Annotated in this window: 24 protein-coding genes and 2 tRNA genes; 16 read left to right on the forward strand and 10 right to left on the reverse strand. The window is 58.5% G+C overall.

Annotated elements, in window-relative coordinates; all coding sequences use genetic code 11:
* Positions 1–76 (forward strand) — tRNA-Phe (locus ACM6I6_RS22065).
* A 162-nt stretch (positions 77–238) separates the two neighbouring features.
* Here the strand turns inward: ACM6I6_RS22065 and ACM6I6_RS22070 are convergent.
* From ACM6I6_RS22070 to ACM6I6_RS22085, 4 genes are all read right to left on the reverse strand, one after another.
* Positions 239–1,618 carry an APC family permease gene (locus ACM6I6_RS22070; RefSeq protein ID WP_414920705.1) on the reverse strand — a complete coding sequence of 460 codons (1,380 nt, stop codon included), beginning with the start codon at positions 1,616–1,618 and terminating at the stop codon, positions 239–241.
* A 172-nt stretch (positions 1,619–1,790) separates the two neighbouring features.
* Positions 1,791–3,173, reverse strand: a complete 1,383-nt coding sequence (locus ACM6I6_RS22075; protein ID WP_414920706.1) for an aspartate aminotransferase family protein — start codon at positions 3,171–3,173, stop codon at positions 1,791–1,793.
* A 48-nt stretch (positions 3,174–3,221) separates the two neighbouring features.
* A complete protein-coding gene (locus ACM6I6_RS22080) occupies positions 3,222–4,019 on the reverse strand; it encodes a helix-turn-helix transcriptional regulator (RefSeq protein WP_274075141.1) in 798 nt (265 codons plus the stop codon).
* A 268-nt stretch (positions 4,020–4,287) separates the two neighbouring features.
* The gene (locus ACM6I6_RS22085; RefSeq protein WP_323606517.1) at positions 4,288–5,778 is read right to left on the reverse strand and encodes an aldehyde dehydrogenase; all 1,491 of its coding nucleotides are present in this window, start codon (positions 5,776–5,778) and stop codon (positions 4,288–4,290) included.
* A gap of 422 nt (positions 5,779–6,200) precedes the next feature.
* Here ACM6I6_RS22085 and ACM6I6_RS22090 point away from each other — a divergent pair, with 422 nt between their 5' ends.
* Together ACM6I6_RS22090 and ACM6I6_RS22095 are read left to right on the forward strand one after the other, a co-directional pair.
* A complete protein-coding gene (locus ACM6I6_RS22090; protein WP_323606518.1) occupies positions 6,201–6,992 on the forward strand; it encodes a TSUP family transporter in 792 nt (263 codons plus the stop codon).
* A gap of 217 nt (positions 6,993–7,209) precedes the next feature.
* Positions 7,210–7,680, forward strand: a complete 471-nt coding sequence (locus ACM6I6_RS22095; protein WP_274075138.1) for a hypothetical protein — start codon at positions 7,210–7,212, stop codon at positions 7,678–7,680.
* A 146-nt stretch (positions 7,681–7,826) separates the two neighbouring features.
* Here ACM6I6_RS22095 and ACM6I6_RS22100 read toward each other — a convergent pair whose 3' ends face one another.
* A complete protein-coding gene (locus ACM6I6_RS22100) occupies positions 7,827–8,276 on the reverse strand; it encodes a carboxypeptidase regulatory-like domain-containing protein (RefSeq protein ID WP_323606519.1) in 450 nt (149 codons plus the stop codon).
* Between the two features lie 239 nt (positions 8,277–8,515).
* Between ACM6I6_RS22100 and ACM6I6_RS22105 the strand changes: the two genes are divergently transcribed.
* The 6 genes from ACM6I6_RS22105 (at position 8,516) to vapC (ending at position 12,314) form a co-directional block, all read left to right on the forward strand.
* Positions 8,516–9,568: a PDDEXK nuclease domain-containing protein gene (locus tag ACM6I6_RS22105; RefSeq protein WP_323606520.1), complete on the forward strand. Its 1,053-nt coding sequence runs from the start codon at positions 8,516–8,518 to the stop codon at positions 9,566–9,568.
* A 62-nt stretch (positions 9,569–9,630) separates the two neighbouring features.
* A complete protein-coding gene (locus ACM6I6_RS22110) occupies positions 9,631–10,593 on the forward strand; it encodes an alpha/beta fold hydrolase (RefSeq protein ID WP_414920707.1) in 963 nt (320 codons plus the stop codon).
* A gap of 38 nt (positions 10,594–10,631) precedes the next feature.
* Positions 10,632–11,048 carry a hypothetical protein gene (locus ACM6I6_RS22115; protein WP_274075134.1) on the forward strand — a complete coding sequence of 139 codons (417 nt, stop codon included), beginning with the start codon at positions 10,632–10,634 and terminating at the stop codon, positions 11,046–11,048.
* Between the two features lie 6 nt (positions 11,049–11,054).
* Complete coding sequence (locus ACM6I6_RS22120; protein ID WP_274075133.1) at positions 11,055–11,507, forward strand: hypothetical protein; 453 nt, start codon at positions 11,055–11,057, stop codon at positions 11,505–11,507.
* Positions 11,508–11,676: 169 nt separating this feature from the next.
* Positions 11,677–11,907, forward strand: coding sequence for a type II toxin-antitoxin system VapB family antitoxin (gene vapB, locus ACM6I6_RS22125; protein ID WP_274075132.1), 231 nt, complete (start codon positions 11,677–11,679; stop codon positions 11,905–11,907).
* Positions 11,907–12,314, forward strand: coding sequence for a type II toxin-antitoxin system tRNA(fMet)-specific endonuclease VapC (gene vapC, locus ACM6I6_RS22130; protein ID WP_274075131.1), 408 nt, complete (start codon positions 11,907–11,909; stop codon positions 12,312–12,314). Before vapB ends, vapC begins: the two co-directional genes overlap by 1 nt.
* A 77-nt stretch (positions 12,315–12,391) precedes the next feature.
* On the opposite strand, the gene gabP is transcribed toward vapC, so the two are convergent.
* Positions 12,392–13,783, reverse strand: a complete 1,392-nt coding sequence (gene gabP / locus ACM6I6_RS22135; protein WP_414920708.1) for a GABA permease — start codon at positions 13,781–13,783, stop codon at positions 12,392–12,394.
* Positions 13,784–14,346: 563 nt separating this feature from the next.
* On the opposite strand from gabP, the gene ACM6I6_RS22140 reads away from it, so the two are divergent.
* From ACM6I6_RS22140 to ACM6I6_RS22170, 7 genes are all read left to right on the forward strand, one after another.
* On the forward strand, positions 14,347–15,120 hold the full coding sequence (locus ACM6I6_RS22140; RefSeq protein ID WP_007972784.1) for an ABC transporter ATP-binding protein: 774 nt from the start codon (positions 14,347–14,349) through the stop codon (positions 15,118–15,120).
* A gap of 13 nt (positions 15,121–15,133) precedes the next feature.
* Positions 15,134–15,880, forward strand: coding sequence for an ABC transporter substrate-binding protein (locus ACM6I6_RS22145; protein WP_274075129.1), 747 nt, complete (start codon positions 15,134–15,136; stop codon positions 15,878–15,880).
* A 72-nt stretch (positions 15,881–15,952) separates the two neighbouring features.
* Positions 15,953–16,648, forward strand: coding sequence for an ABC transporter permease (locus tag ACM6I6_RS22150; RefSeq protein ID WP_046815302.1), 696 nt, complete (start codon positions 15,953–15,955; stop codon positions 16,646–16,648).
* Positions 16,645–17,334 carry an ABC transporter permease gene (locus tag ACM6I6_RS22155; protein WP_274075128.1) on the forward strand — a complete coding sequence of 230 codons (690 nt, stop codon included), beginning with the start codon at positions 16,645–16,647 and terminating at the stop codon, positions 17,332–17,334. The genes ACM6I6_RS22150 and ACM6I6_RS22155 overlap by 4 nt, the downstream gene beginning before the upstream one ends.
* Positions 17,315–18,544 (forward strand): methyltransferase, encoded by a 1,230-nt coding sequence (locus tag ACM6I6_RS22160; RefSeq protein ID WP_414920709.1) that lies wholly within the window; start codon positions 17,315–17,317, stop codon positions 18,542–18,544. Before ACM6I6_RS22155 ends, ACM6I6_RS22160 begins: the two co-directional genes overlap by 20 nt.
* Before the next feature lie 395 nt (positions 18,545–18,939).
* Positions 18,940–19,015: transfer RNA gene (locus ACM6I6_RS22165), tRNA-Thr, on the forward strand.
* A gap of 229 nt (positions 19,016–19,244) precedes the next feature.
* Complete coding sequence (locus ACM6I6_RS22170) at positions 19,245–20,249, forward strand: Abi family protein (protein ID WP_414920710.1); 1,005 nt, start codon at positions 19,245–19,247, stop codon at positions 20,247–20,249.
* 89 nt (positions 20,250–20,338) lie between these two features.
* On the opposite strand, the gene ACM6I6_RS22175 is transcribed toward ACM6I6_RS22170, so the two are convergent.
* From ACM6I6_RS22175 to ACM6I6_RS22190, 4 genes are all read right to left on the reverse strand, one after another.
* Positions 20,339–21,049 (reverse strand): SDR family oxidoreductase, encoded by a 711-nt coding sequence (locus tag ACM6I6_RS22175; RefSeq protein WP_323606531.1) that lies wholly within the window; start codon positions 21,047–21,049, stop codon positions 20,339–20,341.
* A 42-nt stretch (positions 21,050–21,091) separates the two neighbouring features.
* Positions 21,092–21,736 carry a DsbA family oxidoreductase gene (locus ACM6I6_RS22180; protein WP_414920711.1) on the reverse strand — a complete coding sequence of 215 codons (645 nt, stop codon included), beginning with the start codon at positions 21,734–21,736 and terminating at the stop codon, positions 21,092–21,094.
* Positions 21,733–21,951, reverse strand: a complete 219-nt coding sequence (locus ACM6I6_RS22185; RefSeq protein ID WP_175376510.1) for a tautomerase family protein — start codon at positions 21,949–21,951, stop codon at positions 21,733–21,735. The genes ACM6I6_RS22180 and ACM6I6_RS22185 overlap by 4 nt, the downstream gene beginning before the upstream one ends.
* A gap of 323 nt (positions 21,952–22,274) precedes the next feature.
* Entirely contained in the window at positions 22,275–23,561 is a 1,287-nt protein-coding gene (locus ACM6I6_RS22190) for an OprD family porin (RefSeq protein ID WP_274075114.1), read from the reverse strand.
* Positions 23,562–23,768: the final 207 nt, after the last annotated feature.

The following is a 23,768-nucleotide window of genomic DNA, read 5'->3' on the forward strand; positions in this document are numbered from 1 at the left end:
GCCCAGATAGCTCAGTCGGTAGAGCAGGGGATTGAAAATCCCCGTGTCGGCGGTTCGATTCCGTCTCTGGGCACCACCTTCCGTTTTCAGGTGATGCCAAGCACACCTGAAAGCACACAAAAAACCCGCCTGGTGCGGGTTTTTTGCTTTCTATGGTTTGCTCCCCTGTAAGCCCCCCGTGAAAGCCTGGTCGGCGATCACGAGGGACGGCGGGCGCAGTCCGGCCTCTGCGCTCCGATCACTCCGCCATCTGCAACTCCGGCAGCTTCACCCGGAACCCACGCGTTACGCCCAGCAAACAAAGCAGCCCCAACCCCATCCAGCACAGCCCAATCATGAACGACATGCTGGACAGGCTGGTCCACAGCCAAATAGTGCTGAGGAACCCCAGGGCCGGTACTACGCCGTATAGCAGGCAGTTGCGGGTGCCGCGCAGCTTCTGGTCGACCAGATAATGCTTGATGACCGCCAGGTTCACCGCCGAGAACGCGAAGAGCGCGCCGAAGCTGATCATGTTGGCCACGGTATCGAGGGTGATGAACAGGGCAATCAGGGAGAACAGGCTGACCAGCATGATCGCGGTGGCCGGCACGCGCTTCTTCGAGACCAGCCTGCCGAACACCCGAGGCAGCGCGCCATCGCGGCCCATGGCGAACAGCACCCGGGAGACGCTGGCCTGGGAGACCATCGCCGAGGCAAAACAGCCGGCCACATAGGTGGCGGTAAAGGCGGTCACCAGCAGTTCTCCACCCACGCGGCGCATGACGTCCAGCGACGCCGAGTCCGGGTCGGCAAAGGTGTTCCATTGCGGATAGACCATTTGCGCGAAATACGAAACCAGGACAAACAGCAGGCCACCGAGCAGGCTCACCACCATGATCGCGAGGGGGATCAGGCGCCGTGGGTTGGGTGTCTCCTCGGCCATTGTCGACACGGCGTCGAAGCCGAGAAAGGACAGGCACAGGACCGCTGCGCCGGTCATGATCAACGGAACGCTGAAGCCTTCATGATGGAAGGGTGCGAGCAGCGAAACCGGCTCTGTTTGATCCCCCAGGTTGTGGATCGACAACGCAACGAACACCACGATGAAGACCAACTGGACAACCACGAGCAACAGGTTGACCCGGGTGATGGATTCGATGCCGATCAGGTTGAGGAAGGTCACCAGGGCAATGGAGCCGAGCACCCACACCGCAGCGGGAACCGCGGGGAAGTATTCGGACATGTAGATGCCGATCAGCAGATAACTGAGCAACGGCAGGAAGATGTAGTCCAGCAACAAGGTCCAGCCGGCCATGAAGCCAAAGTAGCTGCCGAACGCCTTGCGCGTATAGGAGTACACGGACCCCGAATACGGATGCGCCTGCACCATGCGTCCGTAGCTGTAGGCGGTCAGCAGCATGGCGGCGAGGGTCAGCAGGTAGGCGGTGGGCAAGTGGCCCTTGGTCATCTGGGTCACCAGGCCATAGGTGGTGAACACCGCCAGCGGGACCATGTACGCCAAGCCGAAGAGGACCAGGGCGGTAAGACCCAGGGATTGTCGAAATCTGACGGGCGAAACCGATTCCGACGGGGAATGATGGGAAGGAGTATCGGCCACGCTTGTTATTGTATTCATTGCTGACTCCTGAAAATTTGAATGCAGGACGCTGCGGTATCCGAAGAACGGATATCGTGAGTGATTGGTCTGCTGAAGGGTGGGCTGCCCAGTGTCGGGCAGCCTCTTGTTCAATCGATAGGCACGCAGGGTGATTTAACGCTGTCGATCACCAACCCGCTCACAGATGACTTCAGAGCTTTCCCGCGATCCGTGCGGTGCGGTCTACCGCGATGCGGGTCTTTTCCACCAGCTCGTCCAGCTCTGTGCGCGTTGCCACGAGTGCCGGCGCCATGATCATGCGGCCAAGCGTCGAGCGAATGATCACGCCCTCTTCAAAACCAAAGGTGCGACATTGCCAGGCCAGGTCGTTTTCGTTGGCGAAGCGCTTGCGTGTCGCCTTGTCCTCGGCGAACTGCAAGGCCGCGACGAGGCCCGCGCCCTGGATCTCGCCGACCATCGGGTGGTTGCCGAACACCTCGCGCAGAATCTGCTGCAAGTACGGCCCGGTATCTTCCTTCACCTGGCGAACGATGCCTTCATCACGCAGTGCCTTGAGGTTGGCAAGCGCCACCGCGGCCGCGACCGGGTGTCCGGAATAGGTCAGGCCGTGGGCGAAGACACCGCCCTGCTCCACCAGCGCGTCGGCAATGCGCTTGCCCAGCACCAGGCCACCCATCGGCACGTAGCCGGAGGTCAGGCCCTTGGCGATCGACAGGGTGTCCGGCTCGAAACCGAAGTGCTCGTGGGCGAACCACTCGCCCGTGCGACCAAAGCCACCGATCACTTCATCGGCACACAGCAGCACATCGTATTGACGGCAGATGCGCTGGATTTCCGGCCAGTAGCTCTCGGGCGGGAAGATCATGCCGCCAGCGCCCTGGAAGGGCTCGGCGATAAAGCCCGCGACATTTTCGGCGCCCAGCTCAAGAATCTTCTCTTCCAGCTGCAAGGCACAGCGACGACCGAACTCGGTCGGGGTCAGCTCGCCGCCCTGGGCGTACCAGTAAGGCTCATCGATGTGCGCGATATCCGGAATCAGGCCGCCCATCTCGTGCATGAACTTCATCCCGCCCAGCGCAGTGGCCGCCAGGGTCGAGCCGTGATAACCGTTCCAGCGGCCGATCATGATCTTCTTCTGCGGCTTGCCGACGACCTGCCAGTAACGGCGTACGGTACGGATCAGCACCTCGTTCGCTTCGGAGCCGGAGTTGGTGTAGATGACGTGGCTGTAGTGGCCCGGCAGGAGACTGAACAGCAGCTCGGACAGCTCGATCACCGCTGGGTGGGTGGTGTGGAAGAACATGTTGTAGTACGACAACTGGTTCATCTGCGCAGCCGCTGCGGCGCTCAGGTCCTTGCGACCATAACCGAGCTGGGTGCACCACAGGCCCGACATGCCGTCCAGGTAACGCTTGTCGTCGTTGTCCCAGAGATACAGGCCCTCGCCGCGGACCATCACCCGAGGACCTTCGGCATTGAGCGCCTTTTGATCCACAAACGCATGGATGTGGTGGGCGGCATCGGACTTCTGGTAATCCTCAGTCTGCCGTTTCGGTTCGAAGGGTGCATTCATGGCTTTTTTCTCTTTTGTTGGTAGTCACGCGAGGGGTAGCAAGTCCGCTCAGCGGGTCTTGCTCATGTAGCTTTCAAGAGGGTCTTTGCTGAGCACGCCCTGGGCTTCGGCCAACGAATCGATAAACAGTGAAAACAGCTCCGATTGCGTGCCGATGTCGAGCTTGCAGTAGACGTTCTTGCGATGAGACTTGATGGTGTCCTCCGACACCCCGAGGCGCTCGGCCAGTGAGCGGGTCGAATGGCCACGCAGGATCAGTTGGGCGATGCGGCATTCGCGCTCGGTCAGGATCGACGAACCGAAGTTGTTCAGTGCCGAGTGGATGCGCTGCTCCAATTGGTTTTCAAATCGAGCGCCGCGCGTGTCCAGGCCGACAAAATGCTTGCCCAGCAAGGTCAGGATCCAGGGCGTAATGCACTTGAACTGCTGCGTCGTAGCCGCGTCGAGCTTTTCCGTGAACGCCAGTGAGACAGCCAGGCTCAGCCCGGGAGCAGACTGCAGGATGTAGTTCAACTCATCCTGCAGGTGCGAGTGCCGATAGAACGACTGGTAGTACTCGCTGAGTTCGAAGTGGTCGGGAGCGACGTCAGCGAGGTCGTAGCAACCGGAGCTGACGCCTTCCACACAGGCACCGTAGAACGGATCAAGCAGATAGAATCCGGACAGGTACTGGCGCACATTGCCTTGCGGCAGCCAGGGACCGTCCAGTTCGAACAGCGCGCTGGGCATACCGCCATGGGGATACAGGTACAGCGTCGTCGCCTGAATGGGCCAGATACAGCCCAGGGTTTCGAACAGCGTCGCGGCGAATCCCGGTTGGCCGATACTCTCGGTCACCTTGGCCATCTGTTCGAACCATTGCGCAGAAAAAAACCGATCGTTTTCCACTTCAAAGACTCGCCGAAAGTACGATTGGGAGCGACACGAGGTGACTGGTGCCGGGGTTGAAATGATGTTCCCACGCTCGCAAAACTGCCGATATCACCCGTTAGGGTGAGTCGACCAATGGGTGCTGAATGACCGCTCCAGCGGCCCCACAAGCATGAAAAGCACGCCACCCCGAGGGGTGCGTGCAGATGGGTTTTCCCTGCCACGCCTTGCGACGTGGTCGGTCTCAACGAAGCTGGAACCAGGTGGTTTTGAGTTGCGTGTACTTGTCGAACGAATGGAGGGAAAGATCGCGCCCGAAACCGGACTGCTTGCCGCCACCAAAAGGAATGGCGACATCCAGTGCATCCATGGTGTTGACCGAAACAGTCCCGGCCTTCAATGCCCGGGCCACCCGATGAGCGCGGTTCAGGTCATCGCTCCAGACTGAAGCGGCCAGCCCGTAGATGCTGTCGTTGGCCAACTCAATCGCCTCTTCTTCGGAGTCGAAGGCACTGATGGCCAGCACCGGACCGAACACTTCATCACGCGCCAGGCTCATGTTTCTACCCACGTCAGCGAAGATCGTCGGCTGGATGAAGTTCGAAGACCCATTGATCGTCAGGCGATCGCCGCCTGCCAGGAGCTTCGCGCCTTCACCCCGTGCCTGCTCGATCGCCTTCATGATGCGGGTGGCTTGCTCGCTATCGACGATCGCACCGGCCCGGCTTTCAGGGTCCAACGGATCACCGGGCATCCAGGTCCGAGCCTTGGCGATCAGGCGCTCGACGAACTCATCGTAGATAGAGCGTTGCACGTAAAGCCGGGAGTTGGCCGAGCAGACTTCGCCCTGATTGAAGAAAATGCCGAACGCGGCTTTTTCCGCGGCCAGATCCAGGTCCTGGCAGTCTTCGAAGACCAGGTTCGGGCTCTTGCCGCCGCACTCCAGCCAGACCTGCTTGAGGTTGGACTGCGCCGAGTACTGCATGAAGTACTTGCCGACCTGGGTCGAGCCGGTGAACACCAGGCAGTCCACATCAGGATGCAGCCCCAGGGCCTTGCCGGCGCTTTCGCCCAGGCCCGGGACAACATTCAATACCCCTTCCGGTATGCCGGCCTCGAGCGCCAACTGACCCAGGCGCAAGGCAGAGAATGGCGACTGCTCGGCGGGTTTGAGGACCACGCTATTACCGGCGGCCAATGCCGGGGCGAGCTTCCAGGCCGCCATGTCCAGCGGGAAATTCCATGGCACCACGGCAGCAACCACCCCCAGGGCCTCGCGAGTGATGGTGGCGAGGGCATTGCGCGCGGTCGGCGCAACCTGGTCGTAGAGCTTGTCCAGGGCTTCACCGTACCAGGCGAACACATGGGCCGCGCCAGGTACATCGATGTTGTAGGCATCCATGACCGGCTTGCCCATGCTCAGCGAGTCGAGCAGTGCCAGCTCCTCGCGGTTGGCCAGCAGCAGTTCGGAGAGCCGGATCAGGATCTTCTTGCGTTCCACCGGGGCCATACGGGCCCACGGCCCCTCTTCGAACGCCCGGCGAGCCGAGCGTACGGCGAGGTTCACTTCGTCCTCGCCGCAGGCGGTAACACAGGCCAGCAGCTGGTTGGTCGCCGGGTTGATCACCTCGAAAGTCGCACCCGAAGCGCACGCAACCTGCTGCCCTGCGATCAAGGCATTTGAAATGAATGTTTGGCGGGCAGCCCGCTGCTGCCAGTAGTTGAGATCGAGCACACGCTACTCCCATGCCGACCGCTGAAACGGTCAGTTATTATTGGTTTCGCTGGATCATGCTCGACTCTGGCGGCGAGGAAAAATAGTAAAAATATGCTCGGTTCCCAAGAAAAAGCTCGGTAGTGCCGGGGGGTGTGGAGCAGTAGGCCACGCGTCGTAGCGTCCGAACGAAACTCATAAGTCAGTAACCCCCACCTCCCTATCGCCACGCCAGCAAGCGCCTTAACGCTTGCGAGGCCGAGAAGTGTCAGGTGCGGTCATCGGCCATTTTTGCCAGTCTCACGAGTCTGTCTGAACTCTCCGTCCGATTTAACGGAAATGGACGACATACCCTGATCATGAAGCTGAGCAGAATCGGAAGCGGAGCTGCCTGAACGAACAGTCATGTGATTAATGGGCAATAACTACAAGGAGGGAATGTAATGTCCTGGGATGTAATTGGCATGTTGGCGCTCGTTGCTTTTTGCGCCGGCTTTTTTGATGCAATTGCCGGTGGTGGCGGGCTGATTACTTTGCCTGCCTTGCTTTTAGCCAGTGTCGATCCCATCAGTGCAATAGCCACCAACAAATTCCAGGCGGCTTCGGCGACCATATCGGCAACAGTTACCTTTGCCCGCAAGGGAATGATCGAATGGAGAGAAGGCCGCTTCCTGGTTATCTGCGGATTCGTTGGCGGTGCCAGTGGTGCCTTGCTCGTCAGCTCTATCGATAAGCGCTATCTGGAAGTTTGCGTACCGATCATGCTGATTCTGGTGGCCATCTATTTTGCGCTATCTCCAAAGCTGGCCAACGAAGATCGACGCAAGAGAATTGGCATTCTGCTTTTTTCGTTTACCGTGGCGCCGATACTGGGCTTTTACGACGGCATATTTGGTCCCGGCGTGGGCTCGTTCTTTATCGTCGGGTTCGTTCTTCTCTGCGGCTTGGGCATGATGCGAGCCATGAGCTTTACCAAACTTGCCAATGCCTCCTGCAACTTGGGTTCGCTGTCGGTATTCATTACCAAAGGGGTGATCATCTGGCCGATCGCAATCGCCATGGCCCTGGCGGCCTTTATCGGCGCGCAATTGGGTGCGCGCGCCGCTGTTCGGGTCGGCCCACGGCTAATCAAGCCCATGTTGATCGTGGTCTGCTGTGCGCTGGCTATCAAGCTTCTGAGCGTGGAAACCAATCCCTTGCGCGTTGCCTTCACGCACTTGGTAGCCTCGCTCTGATCGCCAGCCGTCACTGAGTGAACGAAACCCTGAATTGCGAGATTCAGGTTTTTTTATGCCCGGGATTTAACCAAATCCATCGCAAACGAAAATTCCTACGCCTACAAGACACTCCTTCCCTAGATTTGTGCCAACTCTTCATACAGCGCTCTAGGATCCCTCTCATAGAGGGCACACGCTTACCCGGTGAAAATACTGCAGCAGCCAATCTGCCTGCATGCATTCACGTTTAAACGTAAGGAAGCAGCTATTGAACACGCTTTTGAAGTTCCTCGCCCTATCGACAATCATTGCCACCGCCAGCGGCTGCGTCAGCTACAACAACAGCCAGCCGTCCTCGCCAATCGACAGCACTGTCAAAGCCGACCTGAAAGCGGACATCGCTGTCGGTGACGCGATCTCCGGCCAGTCTTCGGTCAACGTTCTGTTCGGTTTCCTCAAATTCGGCGGCGATTCCCAATTTGCCGACGGCGTCAGCTATGGCGGTCAGAGCGGCGCCTTGAGCGGCCTTGGTCTGGATCCCGTCAGCGCGGTTAAATCTGCTGCGGCCTACAAAGCGGTCAAATCTTCCGGCGCCGACCTGATCGTCGCCCCTCGCTATGAAGTGAACGAAGAAAACTACTTCATCTTCAAGAAAGTATCCGTCACCGTAAAAGGCAACAAAGGCAACATCCGCAGTATCCGCTAACTCCATCCCCCAGGTGTTTGTTCAGCAAACCATCCATCGCACGCCGGCAAACCGAAAACTCTAGCGCGCGATGTTCCGCAAACAGCAGTGAAAGCTGCTGTTTGCGGATTTGAACGCTGACGAAATCGCCTCACGCCTACACTCGGCTAGACATCACCATTCCAGTGAAATACCAGATTGCGCGCGGTTCCCGTGCCAACATCCGTGGTATCACGCCGCTGTTCACCAGCACGGGTCGCAACCACCGTGTACTTGCCAGGAGGCAGCTGGACGTAAACCAGCGGACCCGCTTGAGTCAGGGTCAACACGCTCTGTCCCTGCGCGTTATGAATGACTACATCGACGTCCGGAATATATTTGTTCTCGACGCCGACAGAGAACGTCATATGCAGGTTGTAACCGGTGGTTTGCTGTATCGCTTTCGCCTCATCCTCACCGATACCACCAGACAGGTAGGTAATTCCGTTTTGTTCCTGCCGTTGAACCTGCACGCCCGAATTGTCGATCGGCTCGAGGCTGGCAGCGTGCGGTGCAATCGGAAACATCAACACACCGATGGCGACAAAGGGCAGGAACAGTGACTTCACAGATTTCATGATGACGACTCCCGGGCTCCATGGAACCCAATCGTTACTCAATTTTGATTTCCGGCGCCGTCGTCGTGTTCTAGAACGATTTGTACTTGGAGCCACTACGAAACGTACTACGTGAATCGCTCCGTCACCCTTCACGCCTATCAGTCCGGTCCTTCGGTCTTTTCAGCTGCGCCCTGCAGCATCGACCCATGCTCTCTTGCCATTCTCTTCTGCCTGTTCAGCTTATTGCGGAAGACTCCATGAGCGCCCTCGTCCCCGATGACACACAAGACCCAAAAATCACCTCACTGCTTGGCAATCTTGGTGAGCTGATCCGCCAGGCACGAAAGAAGGTGTTGCGCGCGGTCGATACCATTCAAGTGCAAAGCTGCTGGCAAATCGGTCGGCATATTGTCGAATTCGAGCAGGAAGGAGCCCGGCGGGCGGGGTATGGAAAACAATTGCTTTCGACCTTGGCCAAGGTACTTACAGCGGAATTCGGCAAGGGCTTCGACGCCTCCAACCTTCGGTATATGCGCCTGTTCTACCAAGCGTTCCCAATTTGTGACGCACTGCGTCACGAATTGAGCTGGACCCACTATCGCAGGCTGCTAAGAGTCGACAACGAAAACGCCCGCCTCTGGTACATGAACGAGTCTGCCACCCAAAACTGGTCAAGCCGAGCGCTGGAGCGCCAGATCAATACCCTGTACTACGAACGTCTTTTGGCGAGCCGCGATCGCTGCCCCGTCATTCAGGAAGCAACCACCAATATTCAGCAAATGAAGGCCAGCCCTCGGGACTTCATCCGCGATCCGGTTGTGCTGGAATTCCTTGGCCTGCCCAGTGCCGGCAGGCTTCAGGAAAGCGAGATCGAACAGGCTCTGATCGAACAGTTGCAGGATTTCCTGCTCGAACTGGGCAAGGGCTTTGCTTTCATCGCCCGGCAACAGCGCATCAGCACCGAGAGCAAGGACTTCTACATCGATCTGGTTTTTTACAACTACCTACTCAAGTGCTTCGTCATCTTCGATATCAAGCGTGGTGAACTGACCCATCAGGATGTAGGCCAGATGGACATGTACGTGCGCATGTACGACGACCTCAAGCGGGGAGAAGAAGACGGCCCCACTGTCGGCATCATTCTCTGCGCGCAAAAGGATGAGTCCGTAGTGCGCTACTCAGTGCTGGAGGGCAACGAACAATTATTTGCCAGCAAATACCAACTGGTACTGCCGAGCGAGGAAGAGTTACGCGCGGAACTGGATCGAGAGCGGGCAGTGCTTGAAGAGCGCCTTCATCAGGAACCGTGATGGATTGTTCATACGCGGCGTGAAGACTATTGTTGTCAGCTACCCGCAAAGGTCCGACGCCAATGAATGTGCAGGACATGGCATCCCTCGCCCCCACTCAAATCGAGCTGCCGCTAACGACTGGCGCTTCGGGCGAACCGTTCAAGCAACCCGCCGCCGACGGTTTCGTCCTTGGCGGCTTCACCTGGCGGCATGCGGAGCCGGACGCTTCCCGGGCAGTCGTCATCATCAACGCCGCCACATCGGTGCGCTGCCGACACTACTCGCGCTTCGCCGATTACCTGTTTGCCAACGGCTTCGATGTCATCACCTACGACTACCGCGGCATCGGCGAATCACGGCCCGCATCGATGAAAGGACTGAAGGCGTCCTGGTCCGACTGGGGCGCCCTGGACTTCGAGGCGATGCTCAAGCGCGCACAGCGTGAGTTTCCAGGTCAGCCGATCGATGTGGTCGGTCACAGCTTTGGTGGCTGTGCAGCGGGGCTGGGAGCGTCCGGACAGCTAATCCGTCGCCTGGTGACGGTCGGCGCGCAATTCGCTTACTGGCGCGACTATGAACCCGCTCATCGCTGGCGGATGTTTGGCAAGTGGCATGTGGTGATGCCGCTGGTGACGATGCTCTGCGGCTACTTTCCCGGCAAACGCCTCGGCTGGCTGGAAGACACGCCAGCCGGTGTAGTGCGCGACTGGAGCACGCCCACCGCGCGTTACGAGAAGCGTCCCAGCGGCCAGGACATTCATGTCAGACACTTCGCTGCCGTCACCGCGAAAACCCTGGCGATCAGCCTCAGCGACGATCCCTACGGCACAATCCCGGCCATCGAACGCCTGCTCGGCTACTTCACCGCCAGCACCAACACTCACCTGCGCATTACCCCCCAAGACATCGGCGAGCAGGAAGTTGGTCATTTCGCCTTTTTTCGCAGCGCATACCAAGCCACACTATGGCCCATTGCACTGTCCTGGCTGCAAAACGGCGAGCTGGCCCCCGACACACCCGGGCGGACAGTGCCTCTCCGCTGAGTCACCTGCCCTTTTAATCGAATTACGGAACGACGCCCATGGCCTCCGCCAACAAGCAACATAAACGCGCCTCCCGCGCCAAGGCCAAGGCCAAGCAGAACCGCACCCAGCGAGCTGCTGCGCCGGTCGAGCTGGACCCGAACGACGATCGCATCGACTTCGAGTCGGTGGACCTGACCGAACTGTTCAAGAAAATGATCGACGCCGAGAAGCTCAGCCAGCAGGCCATGTGCACGGCTTTCCTCGAAGACCCGCTGCTGGAGCTGGTGTACGAGCAGGAAGGTGAAGAAGGCGCGATGGACTTCATCCTCGCCGCGCTGATCGAATATCGCCAATGGTCCACCGAAACCGACGAAGCCGGCGCTTTGGCGTGGATCGAATCCCCAGCCTTCCAGGCTGACTACGTGGCGGCGTCCGACGCCATTGCTGCGCAAACCCAACAGAAACCGAACTGAGTTCCCATGGCCTCCCTGAACAAGCAACAGAAACGCGCCAAGCGCGCAAAAGCCAAAGCCAAGCAGATCAACATCCACGGCCGCAAACCCGCCGCGCTGGACGATGACCTTGGCCACCTCGCCGAGCCGATCCCGGAATACACCCTGGCGATGTTCAGCAAAATGCGCGACGCGGAAGCCGTCAGCCGCAGCGAAATGCTCTCGGTGTTGCTGACGAACCTGGCCTTTATCATCATCGACCATCCAGAACTGCTGGACATGGAAAACGCCGACGACGAAGGCATGGCCGCCACCCATCTGGCCGCCGACATGCTGATCGACTACCGCATGTGGGCCGACGGCATGGACCGCGAGACCGCCCAGGCATGGTTGAGCGAGCCACAGTTCATCACCGATTTCAGCGCTGCACTGGATGTCTACCGCGAGTCGCTGGAAGCGCCGGAAGAAAAAGCCGAATAAAGGTTACGACTCAAACAAAAACGGCCGCTTGTCATCACTGACAGCGGCCGTTTTTGGTCCTGAATCGAGCGCACTCCTTCCGCCAGCCACAACGTATATCCCATTGACATATCCAAAACAAAACCTATCCTTTGGACTTATTGCGCCAGCAAAAGCGCAGGAGGCCCAGATGGAACAGACAACTCTTTTCATGAGCAATCGAAGCCAGGCGGTTCGCCTGCCGAAAGCTGTAGCCATGCCGAACGACGTGAAACGAGTCGACGTCGTCGCCGTCGGTCGAAGCCGCATCATCACGCCCGCTGGTGAAACCTGGGACAGTTGGTTCGATGGCGAAAGCATTACGGCAGACTTCATGGCCGATCGCGAGCAACCCGCCGATCAGGAGCGTGATTCGTTCTGATGATCAAGTACATGCTCGATACCAACATTTGCATCTTCACCATCAAGAACAAGCCACAAATGGTACGGGAGGCGTTCAACCGTCATCACGGCCAACTGTGCATTAGTGCGGTCACGTTGATGGAGCTGATTTACGGCGCGGAAAAATCGGCAGCCCCCGAAAGAAACCTGGCGGTCATCGAGGGATTCGCCGCCCGACTTGAAGTCCTTCCCTTCGACAAGGAAGCAGCAGCACACAATGGAATGATTCGATCCGAACTTGCAAAGGCCGGCAAACCCATAGGTCCGTACGACCAGATGATTGCCGGGCACGCACGCTCGCGCGGGTTTATCGTGGTCACCAACAACTTGCGGGAGTTTGAGCGCGTTTCGGGATTACGCGTAGAAGACTGGGTTCATGCCAAATGAACACAAAGCAATCGACACAAACAAAAACGGCCGCTTGTCATCACTGACAGCGGCCGTTTTGCATTACGCGGTACGAATCAGCTCAGCACTACCGCGCCACGCTTCTCCAGTTTGCGACGACGCGCTACCAGCAAGCCGGCAGCGACGACCATAACGGCCAGCAGGCCGGTCGCGAGGATCTCCACGCGGTGAGCTTCCTGGAACAGCATGATGGTCAGGGCCGCGACGATGAACACGATCACCGCGTAGGTCAGGCCCGGGAACAGCCACATGCTGAACACGATTTTCTCACCGCGAGCCATGCGCTGCTTGCGCATGCGCAGTTGCGAGATCGCAATCACCAGGTACACCAGCAGCGCAATGGCGCCGGAGCTGGCCAGCAGGAATTCGAACACTGCAGCCGGAGCCACGTAGTTGGCGAATGTGGCCAGGAACGCTGCGCCAGTAGACAGCATGACTGCCCAGTATGGCGTGCCGCTCTTGTTGGTGCGGGTGGACATGGCCGGTGCATCACCACGCTTGCCCAGGGAGAACAGCATGCGCGACGAGGTGTAGAGCGCCGAGTTCAGGCAGCTGGTCACGGCGACCAGAACCACGATGTCAACGATCATCTTGGCGTTCGGAATGCCCACGCGCTCAAGCACGGTCTGGTAGGAGCCGAGGCTGGCCAGGACCGGGTCGTTCCATGGCACCAGGGCCACGACGATGAAGATCGAGACGAGGTAGAACAAGCCGATCCGCCAGATCACCGAGTTGGTGGCCTTGGAGATTTGCTTGCCTGGGTTCTTCGATTCCGCGGCCGCGATGGTCACGATCTCGGTACCCATGAAGGAGAACATGGTGGTCAAAATGGCACCCAGTACCGCGCCCATGCCGTTTGGCAGGAAGCCTTGGGTATCGAACAGGTGTGAAACGCCGCTGACCTGGCTGCCAGGCAGAAAACCGAAGATCGCCATGACGCCGAGTACAATGAAACCGATGATCGCCAGGACCTTGATCAGGGCGAACCAGAACTCGAACTCGCCGTAGTTCTTCACGCTGAACAGGTTGGTCACGGTCAGCAGCATGGTGATGACCAGGGCGAAGGCCCAGATGTCCACGCCAGGGAACCAGGCATGCAGGATGGTGGCGGCGGCGTTGGCTTCCAACGGGATGACGAGCACCCAGAACCACCAGTACAGCCAGCCGATAGTGAAGCCGGCCCAGTGACCGATCGCGCGATCGGCATATGTCGAGAAGGAGCCCGTGTCCGGCGAGGCGACAGCCATTTCACCGAGCATGCGCATCACCAACACCACCAGCATGCCCGCGGCCGCGTAAGCCAGGAGCACGGCCGGGCCTGCTGCAGCGATGGCGTGGCCCGAGCCAACGAACAGGCCGGCACCGATAACCCCGGCAATCGACAGCATGGTGACATGCCGCGGTTTGAGCCCCTGTTCGAGGCCGTTAGAGCTTTGGGTACTGCTCATTGAAACTACCTTTGTAAGGAAAAGCGAATGCGTGCATCCCGCTTGTGTTCCTTCTTGTAAAAAGAAACAAACGGGGCGTTCCGGAATCTGCACGCAATATTTGCGCCAAAATGTTTCAAACCCTTCTAACCCGGCAATTTCGCCCGGACCGGACAGTCATCGCAAGCCATTGATATTAATGGCACTTTGCCAGAACGTTACCCTGCGACTCACTTTATGGACGAACCAGCGCACCGGAAACACACCCCAAAATCCCTCGACGCACAATAAAAGGGCAGATCCGCCACCTTTGGCCGGTTAGCGCTTCCAACCCCCCGCCAAAGCTGGCAACATCGCGCCCTTTTTTACGCGACAGCCACCACGCTTTTATCTGAAAGCAGGGTTCAAACGGCTGTTCGGTTGTTGATGGGGCGACAGTCTGCTGCGCCGATGCGACAACCTGCCACATGCCACCCGTTTACTGCCCGTAGCGCTGTTGGCTGCCTTTGAAACGCTATGCTAGCTTGGCCGCCTCGCCAGGAAGGCGACCAACAGCAGGAGCGAATACACAATGAGGAACGCACATGGCTGAGGCCACGCCCGCGCTTGAAATCCGCAACTTGCACAAACGCTACGGCTCGCTGGAGGTGCTCAAGGGCATCTCGCTGACCGCCCGCGACGGCGACGTGATCTCGATCCTCGGCTCCTCCGGCTCCGGCAAGTCCACGTTCCTGCGCTGCATCAACCTGCTGGAAAACCCGCACCAGGGCCAGATCCTGGTGGCCGGCGAAGAACTCAAGCTCAAGGCCGCGAAGAACGGCGAACTGGTCGCTGCCGACGGCAAGCAGATCAACCGCCTGCGCAGCGAAATAGGTTTTGTGTTTCAAAACTTTAACCTGTGGCCGCACATGAGCGTGCTCGACAACATCATCGAGGCCCCGCGCCGCGTGCTCGGCCAGAGCAAGGCCGAAGCCATCGAAGTCGCCGAAGCCCTGCTGGCCAAGGTCGGCATCGCCGACAAGCGCCACGCCTACCCGGCGCAGTTGTCCGGCGGCCAGCAACAGCGCGCGGCTATCGCCCGCACCCTGGCCATGCAGCCCAAGGTCATCCTGTTCGACGAGCCCACCTCCGCGCTTGACCCGGAAATGGTCCAGGAAGTACTTAATGTCATCCGCGCACTGGCCGAAGAAGGCCGCACCATGCTGCTGGTCACCCATGAGATGGGCTTTGCCCGTCAGGTCTCCAGCGAAGTGGTGTTCCTCCACCAGGGCCTGGTAGAAGAGCAAGGATCGCCACAGCAGGTATTTGAAAACCCGCTTTCGGCGCGCTGCAAACAATTCATGTCCAGCAACCGCTAACGGAGCTAACCGCATGCAGAATTTCAAGAAGGTCTTCCTGGCCGCCGCCGTTACCCTGGCGTTCAGCGCCGGTGCCATGGCTGAAACCCTGAAGATGGGCATCGAAGCGGCCTACCCGCCGTTCAACAACAAAGATGCCAGCGGCAACGTCGTCGGCTTCGACAAGGAAATCGGCGACGCCCTGTGCGCCAAGATGAAAGTCGAGTGCACCGTCGTGACCTCCGACTGGGACGGCATCATCCCGGCCCTGAACGCCAAGAAGTTCGACTTCCTGATCTCCTCGATGTCGATCACCGACGAGCGCAAGCAAGCGGTGGACTTCACCGACCCGTACTACTCCAACAAACTGCAATTCATCGCGCCTAAAAGCGTCGACTTCAAGACCGACAAGGACTCGCTGAAAGGCAAAGTGATCGGCGCACAGCGCGCGACGCTGGCGGGTACCTGGCTGGAAGACAACATGGAAGGCGTTGAAGTCAAACTCTACGACACCCAGGAAAACGCTTACCTGGACCTGACTTCCGGTCGTTTGGACGGCATCCTGGCCGACAAGTACGTCAACTACGAGTGGCTCAAGAGCGACGCCGGCAAATCCTACGAGTTCAAAGGCGACCCGGTGGAAGAAAGCGACAAGATCGGTATTGCTGTCCGCAAGAACGACCCGATCCGCGCGAAGCTGAACCTCGCACTGAAAGAAATCGTTGCTGACGGCACCTACAAGAAGATCAACGACAAGTACTTCCCGTTCAGCATCTATTGATCCTGACCTGCCTGACCGGCGCCTGATGGCGCCGGTTCACGGTATTGCCTGCCGCGATTTGAAAAGAAATCCATGATTATCGACCTCTACGGATTCGGCCCGGCGCTCGCCGCTGGCGCGCTGATGACTGTGAAACTGGCACTCTCGGCCCTGTGCCTGGGGCTGGTGCTCGGTCTGCTCGGCGCCTTGGCCAAGACTTCCCCGTACAAGCCGTTGCAATGGCTTGGCGGCACCTATTCGACACTGGTTCGCGGCATCCCGGAACTGCTCTGGGTACTGTTGATCTACTTCGGCACGGTCAACCTGATGCGCGCCCTGGGCGAGTTTTTCGGCAACCCTGACCTTGAGCTCAATGCCTTCGCTGCCGGTGTGATCGCACTGGGCCTGTGCTTTGGCGCCTACGCCACGGAAGTGTTTCGCGGCGCGATCCTTGCCATCCCCAAAGGCCACCGTGAAGCCGGTGTGGCCCTGGGCCTGTCGAAATTTCGCATCTTCACCAAATTGATCATGCCGCAGATGTGGCGCATCGCCCTGCCGGGCCTGGGCAACCTGTTCATGATCCTGATGAAGGACACCGCGCTGGTCTCGGTGATCGGCCTGGAAGAAATCATGCGTCACGCGCAAATCGGCGTGACCGTGTCCAAGCAACCGTTCACCTTCTATATGGTTGCTGCGTTCATGTACCTGAGCCTGACCATCCTGGCCATGACCGGCATGCACTTCCTGGAAAAACGCGCCGCTCGCGGCTTCGCGAGGAGCACTCAATGAACTGGGAAGTCATCATCAAGTGGCTGCCGAAACTGGCCCAGGGCGCAACCCTGACCCTGGAACTGGTGGCCATTGCCGTCATCGCCGGCCTGCTGCTGGCGATTCCCCTGGGTATCGCGCGTTCCTCGCGCCTGTGGTGGGTGCGGGCGTTTCCCTACGGCTACATCTTCTTTTTCCGTGGTACGCCGTTGCTGGTGCAACTGTTCCTGGTCTATTACGGGCTGGCGCAGTTCGACGCGATCCGTACCAGCGCCATGTGGCCTTACTTGCGCGATCCGTTCTGGTGCGCCACGGCGACCATGACCCTGCACACCGCGGCCTACATCGCCGAGATCCTGCGCGGGGCCATCCAGGCGATTCCACCGGGCGAGATCGAAGCGGCGCGCGCCCTGGGCATGTCCAAAACCAAGGCGCTGATCTTCATCATGCTGCCCCGTGCCGCGCGCATCGGCCTGCCGGCCTACAGCAACGAAGTGATCCTGATGCTCAAGGCCAGCGCCCTGGCCAGCACCGTGACCCTGCTGGAACTGACGGGCATGGCCCGCACCATCATCGCCCGGACCTACCTGCCGGTGGAGATCTTCTTCGCCGCCGGCATGTTCTATCTGTTGATGGCCTACGTGCTGGTACGCGGCTTCAAGCTGCTGGAGCGCTGGTTGCGCGTCGATGCCTGCCAAGGGCGTTGATCCCCAAGTGCTGACGGGCGAGGAACTGCTCGCCCGTTTCACTGCGCTGGATACTTTTCTGACAGCGCATCAGGCGCTGTGGAAACCACGGCCGTTCACTCATCTGCAGCTGCCATGGGAAACCTCCTACCCCGAACTGGCCACCTGGCTACGCGGGCGGTCGCTGGACGAGGCGGAAGGCGCTCACAACCACCCTGCCCTTGTGGATGCGCCGCAGCCTTTTGCTTCGCTGGCGGCCATGTCACTGGCGCTGTGTGTGGTGGATGAATTGCCTGCTTATGCGCTCGAAGCGCCAGCTCATCGACTGAATGTGGATGTGCCGGGGCGCAAGTGGCAGCAAATCGAAGCCTTTGCCAGCCGACTGCACTTTGACGATACCGCCACGCACTGGCTGGACTGGTGCTCGGGCAAGGGACACCTGGGTCGACGCCTTCTGCAAACTGGGCAGCAACTGACCTGCCTGGAATACGATCCGGCGCTGGTAACCAGCGGCCAGGCGCTCAGCCTGCGGCATCGCCTGCACGCGTTGCATGTCGAACAGGACGTACTGGCGGCCGATGCGGCGTTGCTGTTGGAAGATCAGCACACACCCGTCGCTCTGCACGCCTGCGGCGATTTGCATGTGCGACTGATCCGGCTTGCCAGCGCAGCCGGTTGCAAGCAACTCGCCATCGCCCCTTGTTGCTACAACCGGACCAGCCTTGGCCGGTACTCACCGATGTCCTCAGCCGCCGAACGCTCTGACCTACAGCTGTCCCTCGACGATCTGGGGCTGCCGATGAGTGAAACCGTCACCGCCGGCGCTCGCGTAAGACGCCAACGCGACACCTCGATGGCCCGACGCCTGGGTTTCGACTTGCTGCAAAGACAGCTGCGAGGCGTTGACGAGTACCTGCCGACCCCATCCCTGGCCAGCGCCTGGCTGGAAAAACCCTTTGCCGAATACTGCCAACACCTGGGCGATCACAAGGAGTTATCCACAATCGGCGCCCAGGATTGGCCCGCACTCGAAGCCGCCGGTTGGCAGCGCCTGGCCCAGGTCCGCAATCTAGAGCTTGTGCGCGGGCTTTTCCGACGCCCGCTGGAGCTTTGGCTGGTGCTGGATCGGGCATTATTCCTACAAGAGCAAGATTACACCGTTCGCCTCGGCACCTTCTGCGAAACCTCGCTCACACCGCGCAACATTCTTCTGCTGGCGGAACGTTCTTAACGCCACACAGCCTGTGGATAACTCTGTTGATGAAATATTCATGGATCCAATCTTTACAGCTGTTTCAGCCCTGATACGGCACTGTTCAGATTTCATACAAAGAATAAAAAACCAGAAAAACAGGCATTTGCGAGCTAATGAGAACGGATCCACAAAAACACTGTTAACCGGGTGAAGCGCAAATCCCGTTGTGCATAAGCATTCGAACAAAAGACATAACTCATCGACGGATAGGCAACAGCACACGCATGAAACAGCGGCTCTGGCACATCGTTTTGCACCCCGTGATGACGCTCGGCAAGCATTGGAAACACTCGATCAAGCACCGCGCAAAAATAGTCTGAATTCAGGGGTTTACAGAACCTTCCCAATCGCTATAATCGTCGCCCTGACATGCCGGTATAGCTCAGATGGTAGAGCAACTGACTTGTAATCAGTAGGTCCCGGGTTCGATTCCTGGTGCCGGCACCATACAAAACAAAGCCCTCGTAGAAATACGAGGGCTTTGTTGTTTCTGGGGTTTGGCAACTCCACTGACCAAAACGTTGCCCGTGCGCCTGCCCGTTACAATTTCACGTCAACGCAACGTTGACGGGGTCGAACACCTACCTATAATGCACCCCAACACACCCGCCAAGCCTAGGTTGACCCAGTCAGCAAGCTCAAATCGCGCGGGTTTTTTTTGCCCGGAGAAAACTACATGAGGCCCTTCGACAAGCCGGCCCTCAGCGTAGAACAGCAATTGGAACTGCTTAAACAACGAGGCCTGCGTGTCGCCAACGACGATCGGGCCGTGCGTTTTCTCGAAGTGGTCACGCTGTTTCGCCTGAGCCCCTACATGCGCCCCTTCCAGGAGTCGGATCCCGAACACACCTTCAAGCCCGGTAGCACTCTGGGAGCAGTGGTCGAAATCTACCGCTTCGATGGTTCGTTGCGACGCATAACCATGGATGCCATCGAACGTGTCGAAGTCGCCATACGAGCGGCTATCAGCAATCACATGTGCCCTAAGTATGGGCCTGACTGGATAGCTGACGCGTCAGTCTTCTCCTCGTCATATTCGCATTCTGATCTATTGCGCCCCCTGCGAGATCAGTTGAACAAGGAGCGAAACAAGCTTGGACGTGAAATTGATCGCATAAAGAAGAGTCGTCAGGCTGCCGACGTCCAGCAAAAACGGATTGAAAATCGCATGCGCGATAACTATTTCCGATTCTACGGGTCAACTTACACCCGTCCTGAATTCCCGCCCGCCTGGGCTGTTCTGGAAGAGCTCAGCCTTGGAACGGTATCCACCCTCTTCAATGCCATCGGCAAAAGCGCCGACAAGAAAGCGATCGCTAGCAGATTCAGTCTGCCCTTCGAAGTATTGGCCTCCTGGCTCCATACCCTGACTTTCATCCGAAACTGTTGCGCCCACCATTCACGGTTATGGAACCGAGAGCTCTCGATTCGGCCATCCTTACCAAAAGAATGGGTCGTTCCGAATGCACCTGGCGACCAAGCACAGCCTAAGCAGCGGCTATACATCGTATTGACGATGCTAGCCCATCTAACCGATTTGATCAGTCCAGACAGCCATTGGAAACTTCGCCTCGCCGAAATCATTGATCAGCAGGAACCAGGTTATTTGAGACTAATGGGATTTCCTAATGATTGGAAACGTCAGCCGCAATGGTGGCCTGGAGTAAGGGGCCAAGACTAAACACATCGTTCGTCTGCGGCACCATACAAAACAAAGCCCTCGTAGAAATACGAGGGCTTTGTTGTTTCTGCCGTCTGGAAACCCAGGACTCAGTGACCCGCGCTCTGCCCACCATCTACATGGAGGATCTCGCCAGTAACAAACTTGGCGCCGTCCAGATACACCACTGCCTGCGCAATATCATCGATCTCGCCCATGTGCCCGACCGGGTGCAGTGCGCCCAATGCGGCGTGGGTTTCTTCGCCGTGCATCGGGGTCTTGATGATGCCAGGCGATACCGCGTTTACCCGAATGCCGCGCTTGGCGTATTCGATGGCCAGGGAACGGGTTGCCGCGTTCAGGCCGCCTTTGGTCAGCGAGGCCAGTACCGATGGCACGCCGTCGATGGCGTGGTCGACCAGGCTGGTGGTGATGTTGACCACGTGGCCGCTGCCCTGTTTTTCCATCTCGGCGATGGCCAGTTGGGTGATGTAGAAGAAACCGTTGACGTTCACCGACAAAACATTGGCGTAATCTTCAGCGGTGTACGCGGTGAACGGCTTGGCGATGAAGATCCCGGCGTTGTTGACCAGGGTATCGACACGGCCGAAACGGGCGATCGCTTCACGAATCACGCGCTGTGCAGTTTCTGGCTCGCCGATGTCACCGGCCACGGTGAGGATGTCCGGATCGGTGGATGGCTTGATCGAGCGCGAGGTGGCGACGATCTGGTAACCGAGCTCGCGGAAGGCCTTGACCATGCCGTCGCCGAGACCTTGGGATGCGCCAGTGATGACAACGACTTTTTTCGAATTGCTCATGATGAACCTCTACTGATAAATGATGATTTAAAAATTTGGTAATCAGGCTTGTGCCATTTGTCTCAACATCTGTTCGTAGTACTCGACCGATTGCGAGCCGGACACCAGGTGACGACCGTTGAGCACCAGGGCCGGGACCGAATTGATGCCGTGCTGCCGATAAAACGCTTCAAGCTCACGCACCTCTTCGGCAAAGGCGCCTGACGCCAGCACCTTGTGTGCACGGGCCTCGTCCAACCCGGCTTCACCCGCCAGGCGCACCAGCGTCTGCTGATCACTCGGGTTCTGGCCTTCGCTGAAGTAAGCGCGCAGCAGGATCTTCTTCAGCGCCACCTGGCGGCCTTCTTCCAGCGCCCAGAACAACAACCGGTGAGCGTCGAAGGTGTTGTAGAAGTGCGTGCGCTTTTCCAGATCGAACTTGAAGCCGATGGCCTCGCCGCGAGCGATCTGCATCGCCTTGCCAGAGGCGACGTCCTCGGCGGTGCGCCCGTATTTGCGCATCAAGTGCTCGACGGCTTTCTCGCCTTCAACCGGCATGTCCGGGTTCAGCTCGAAAGGCTTGTAGGTCAGCTCGACCGCCACCTCACCCGCCACGTTCTCGATCGCCTGCTCCAGCGCCGTCGCCCCCAGAGCACACCATGGGCACACCACGTCGGAAACGAAATCGATGGTCACCGACGCCGTCATGACTTCCCCTCCTCCGCCAGTTGTTTGCGGTACTGGGTGGTGGTGATACCGGCATAGCCCCAGTTATCGGTGTCGACTTCCTCGATCACGATGTGGGTCAGGTCAGGGCGTTTGTTGAGGACGCGTTCCAGTGTTTCAGTGATCTCGGCAATCACCTGAGCTTTCTGCTCGGTGGTAACGCCATCGCGGGTGATGCGTACGCTTACAAAAGGCATGATCGAAACTCCAGTGACCTTCCCGTCGGAATGATGGGAGAGGCGTTGGAGCTCAATGTATGGAGTTAGCTGGAGGGGATAAAGGTGGGGGCGGGAACATCATTAGTTACGTGAGGTAATAAGCCAAGTCAAACTTCAGCGTATCGAGATGCGGTGTTTATCCAGTCTCGGAACATGTCGCCGCGGACGACGTTCTCAAGACGTGTTCCCGATATCGCCTTTTGACGACATGAGCCAACAAGCACTCACAAAAAAACCCCGAACCAGTCGGGGCTTCTTCTTTTTCTCAGCCTTGCATCAGGCCTCGATACCGCAACCCATCATCAGAAAATGTTGATCGGGTAGTCCACGAACACACGCACTTCGTTACCGCTGACGTTGTACTCGCTCGACTTCTGCGACACGCGCAGGATCGAGCTGCGCAGCTTCACGCTCAGGTCTTTGGCCGGGCCGCTTTGTACGACGTATTTGAACTGGTTGAAGATCTCGCGCTCGGTGCCGCCTTCGCTGGTGGAGGTGGTGATGTTGTCACCGCGTACATAGGCGAAGTTGTAGCTCAGGCCCGGCACACCGAAGGTGCTGAAGTCCAGGCCGTAGCCCAGTTGCCAGCTGCGTTCGTCTTCGGCGTTGAAGTCGGACCAGTAGGAGTTGGCCAGGTAGATGGTGTTGCCACCGTCGCCGACGCGGTTTTGATCTTTCTGGTAGCCGCCGTAGGCGTAGCCCAGGTTGCTGTCGCCGGTGCTGCGCTGGTGAGCGAGGGTGAACGAGTGCGGGCCGGTGGCGAAGGTGGCTGCCAGGCTCCAGATCTTGTTGTCGTCGCCGGTAATACCGTTGTCACGGACGTAAGAGTCGTCCAGTTTGGTACGGTAGCCGTTGAAGTCCAGGGTCAGGGACTGATCCTTGTCGAACGGGAACACGTAGTTGGCGTTCACGTATTGCTTCTTCAGCACGTCTTCGACGTCGGAGGCATATAACGCGGCCTTGAATTGTTCGGTGAACTGGTAGCTACCGCCCAACACGTTGATCGACTTCAAGCCACCGCTGTCATGGCCTTCAGCGCTTTTGCGCGATTCGGCGGTGAAGCGACCGGCGTTCAGTTCCAGGCCCTTGATCTCCTTGGAGGTGATCAGGGTACCGGTGTAGCTTTCCGGCAGCAGACGACCGTTGTCGTAACTCAGTACCGGCAGCACCGGCATCTGGTCGCCGTAGGTCAGCGTTGTGCTGGACAGACGGAATTTGACGGCTGCGCCAGCTTTGGCCAGGTCGTCAGCCGGTTCGCCGCTGGCACCCTGTTTGAAAAAGTCGATGCCCTGGGCGCCGCTGCGGTCTTCGTTGCGCTCCAGATTGAGCGCGTACAGCCCAAAGGCATCCACACCCACGCCGATGGTGCCTTGGGTGAAGCCCGACGAGAACGTACCGATGGCCGCTTGGCCCCACTCGGATTTATCCGGGTTGCCGTCTTTATAGTCACGGTTCATGTAGGCATTGCGCAGCAGCACTTTGAGGCTGCTGTCTTCAACAAATCCCTTGGATTCGGCTTGGTCGTTAGCCATGGCCTGTGTAGCGCTCAAAATCCCCAGAGCGATCAGGCTGATTCGCTTGTTCAACATGTTGTTTTCCTTATTACGGGTTGAAACGCGCTGTGTTCAACGGCCGAAACGGCGCTATCGCGCTCTTATTTCATTCCGCAAACAAAAAGGCCCGCCCACGATCACTCGCGGCGGGCCTTTTAATTATTTTTCGGTCATGGCGGTCTGCCACAGGCGTTGGACCGGATCGTAGCCGCGGCCTTAACGATGTGTCAATTTCATGAATCG

This window comes from Pseudomonas sp. IT-P218, assembly GCF_949767605.1.
GTDB classification, from domain to species: domain Bacteria; phylum Pseudomonadota; class Gammaproteobacteria; order Pseudomonadales; family Pseudomonadaceae; genus Aquipseudomonas; species Aquipseudomonas putida_AE.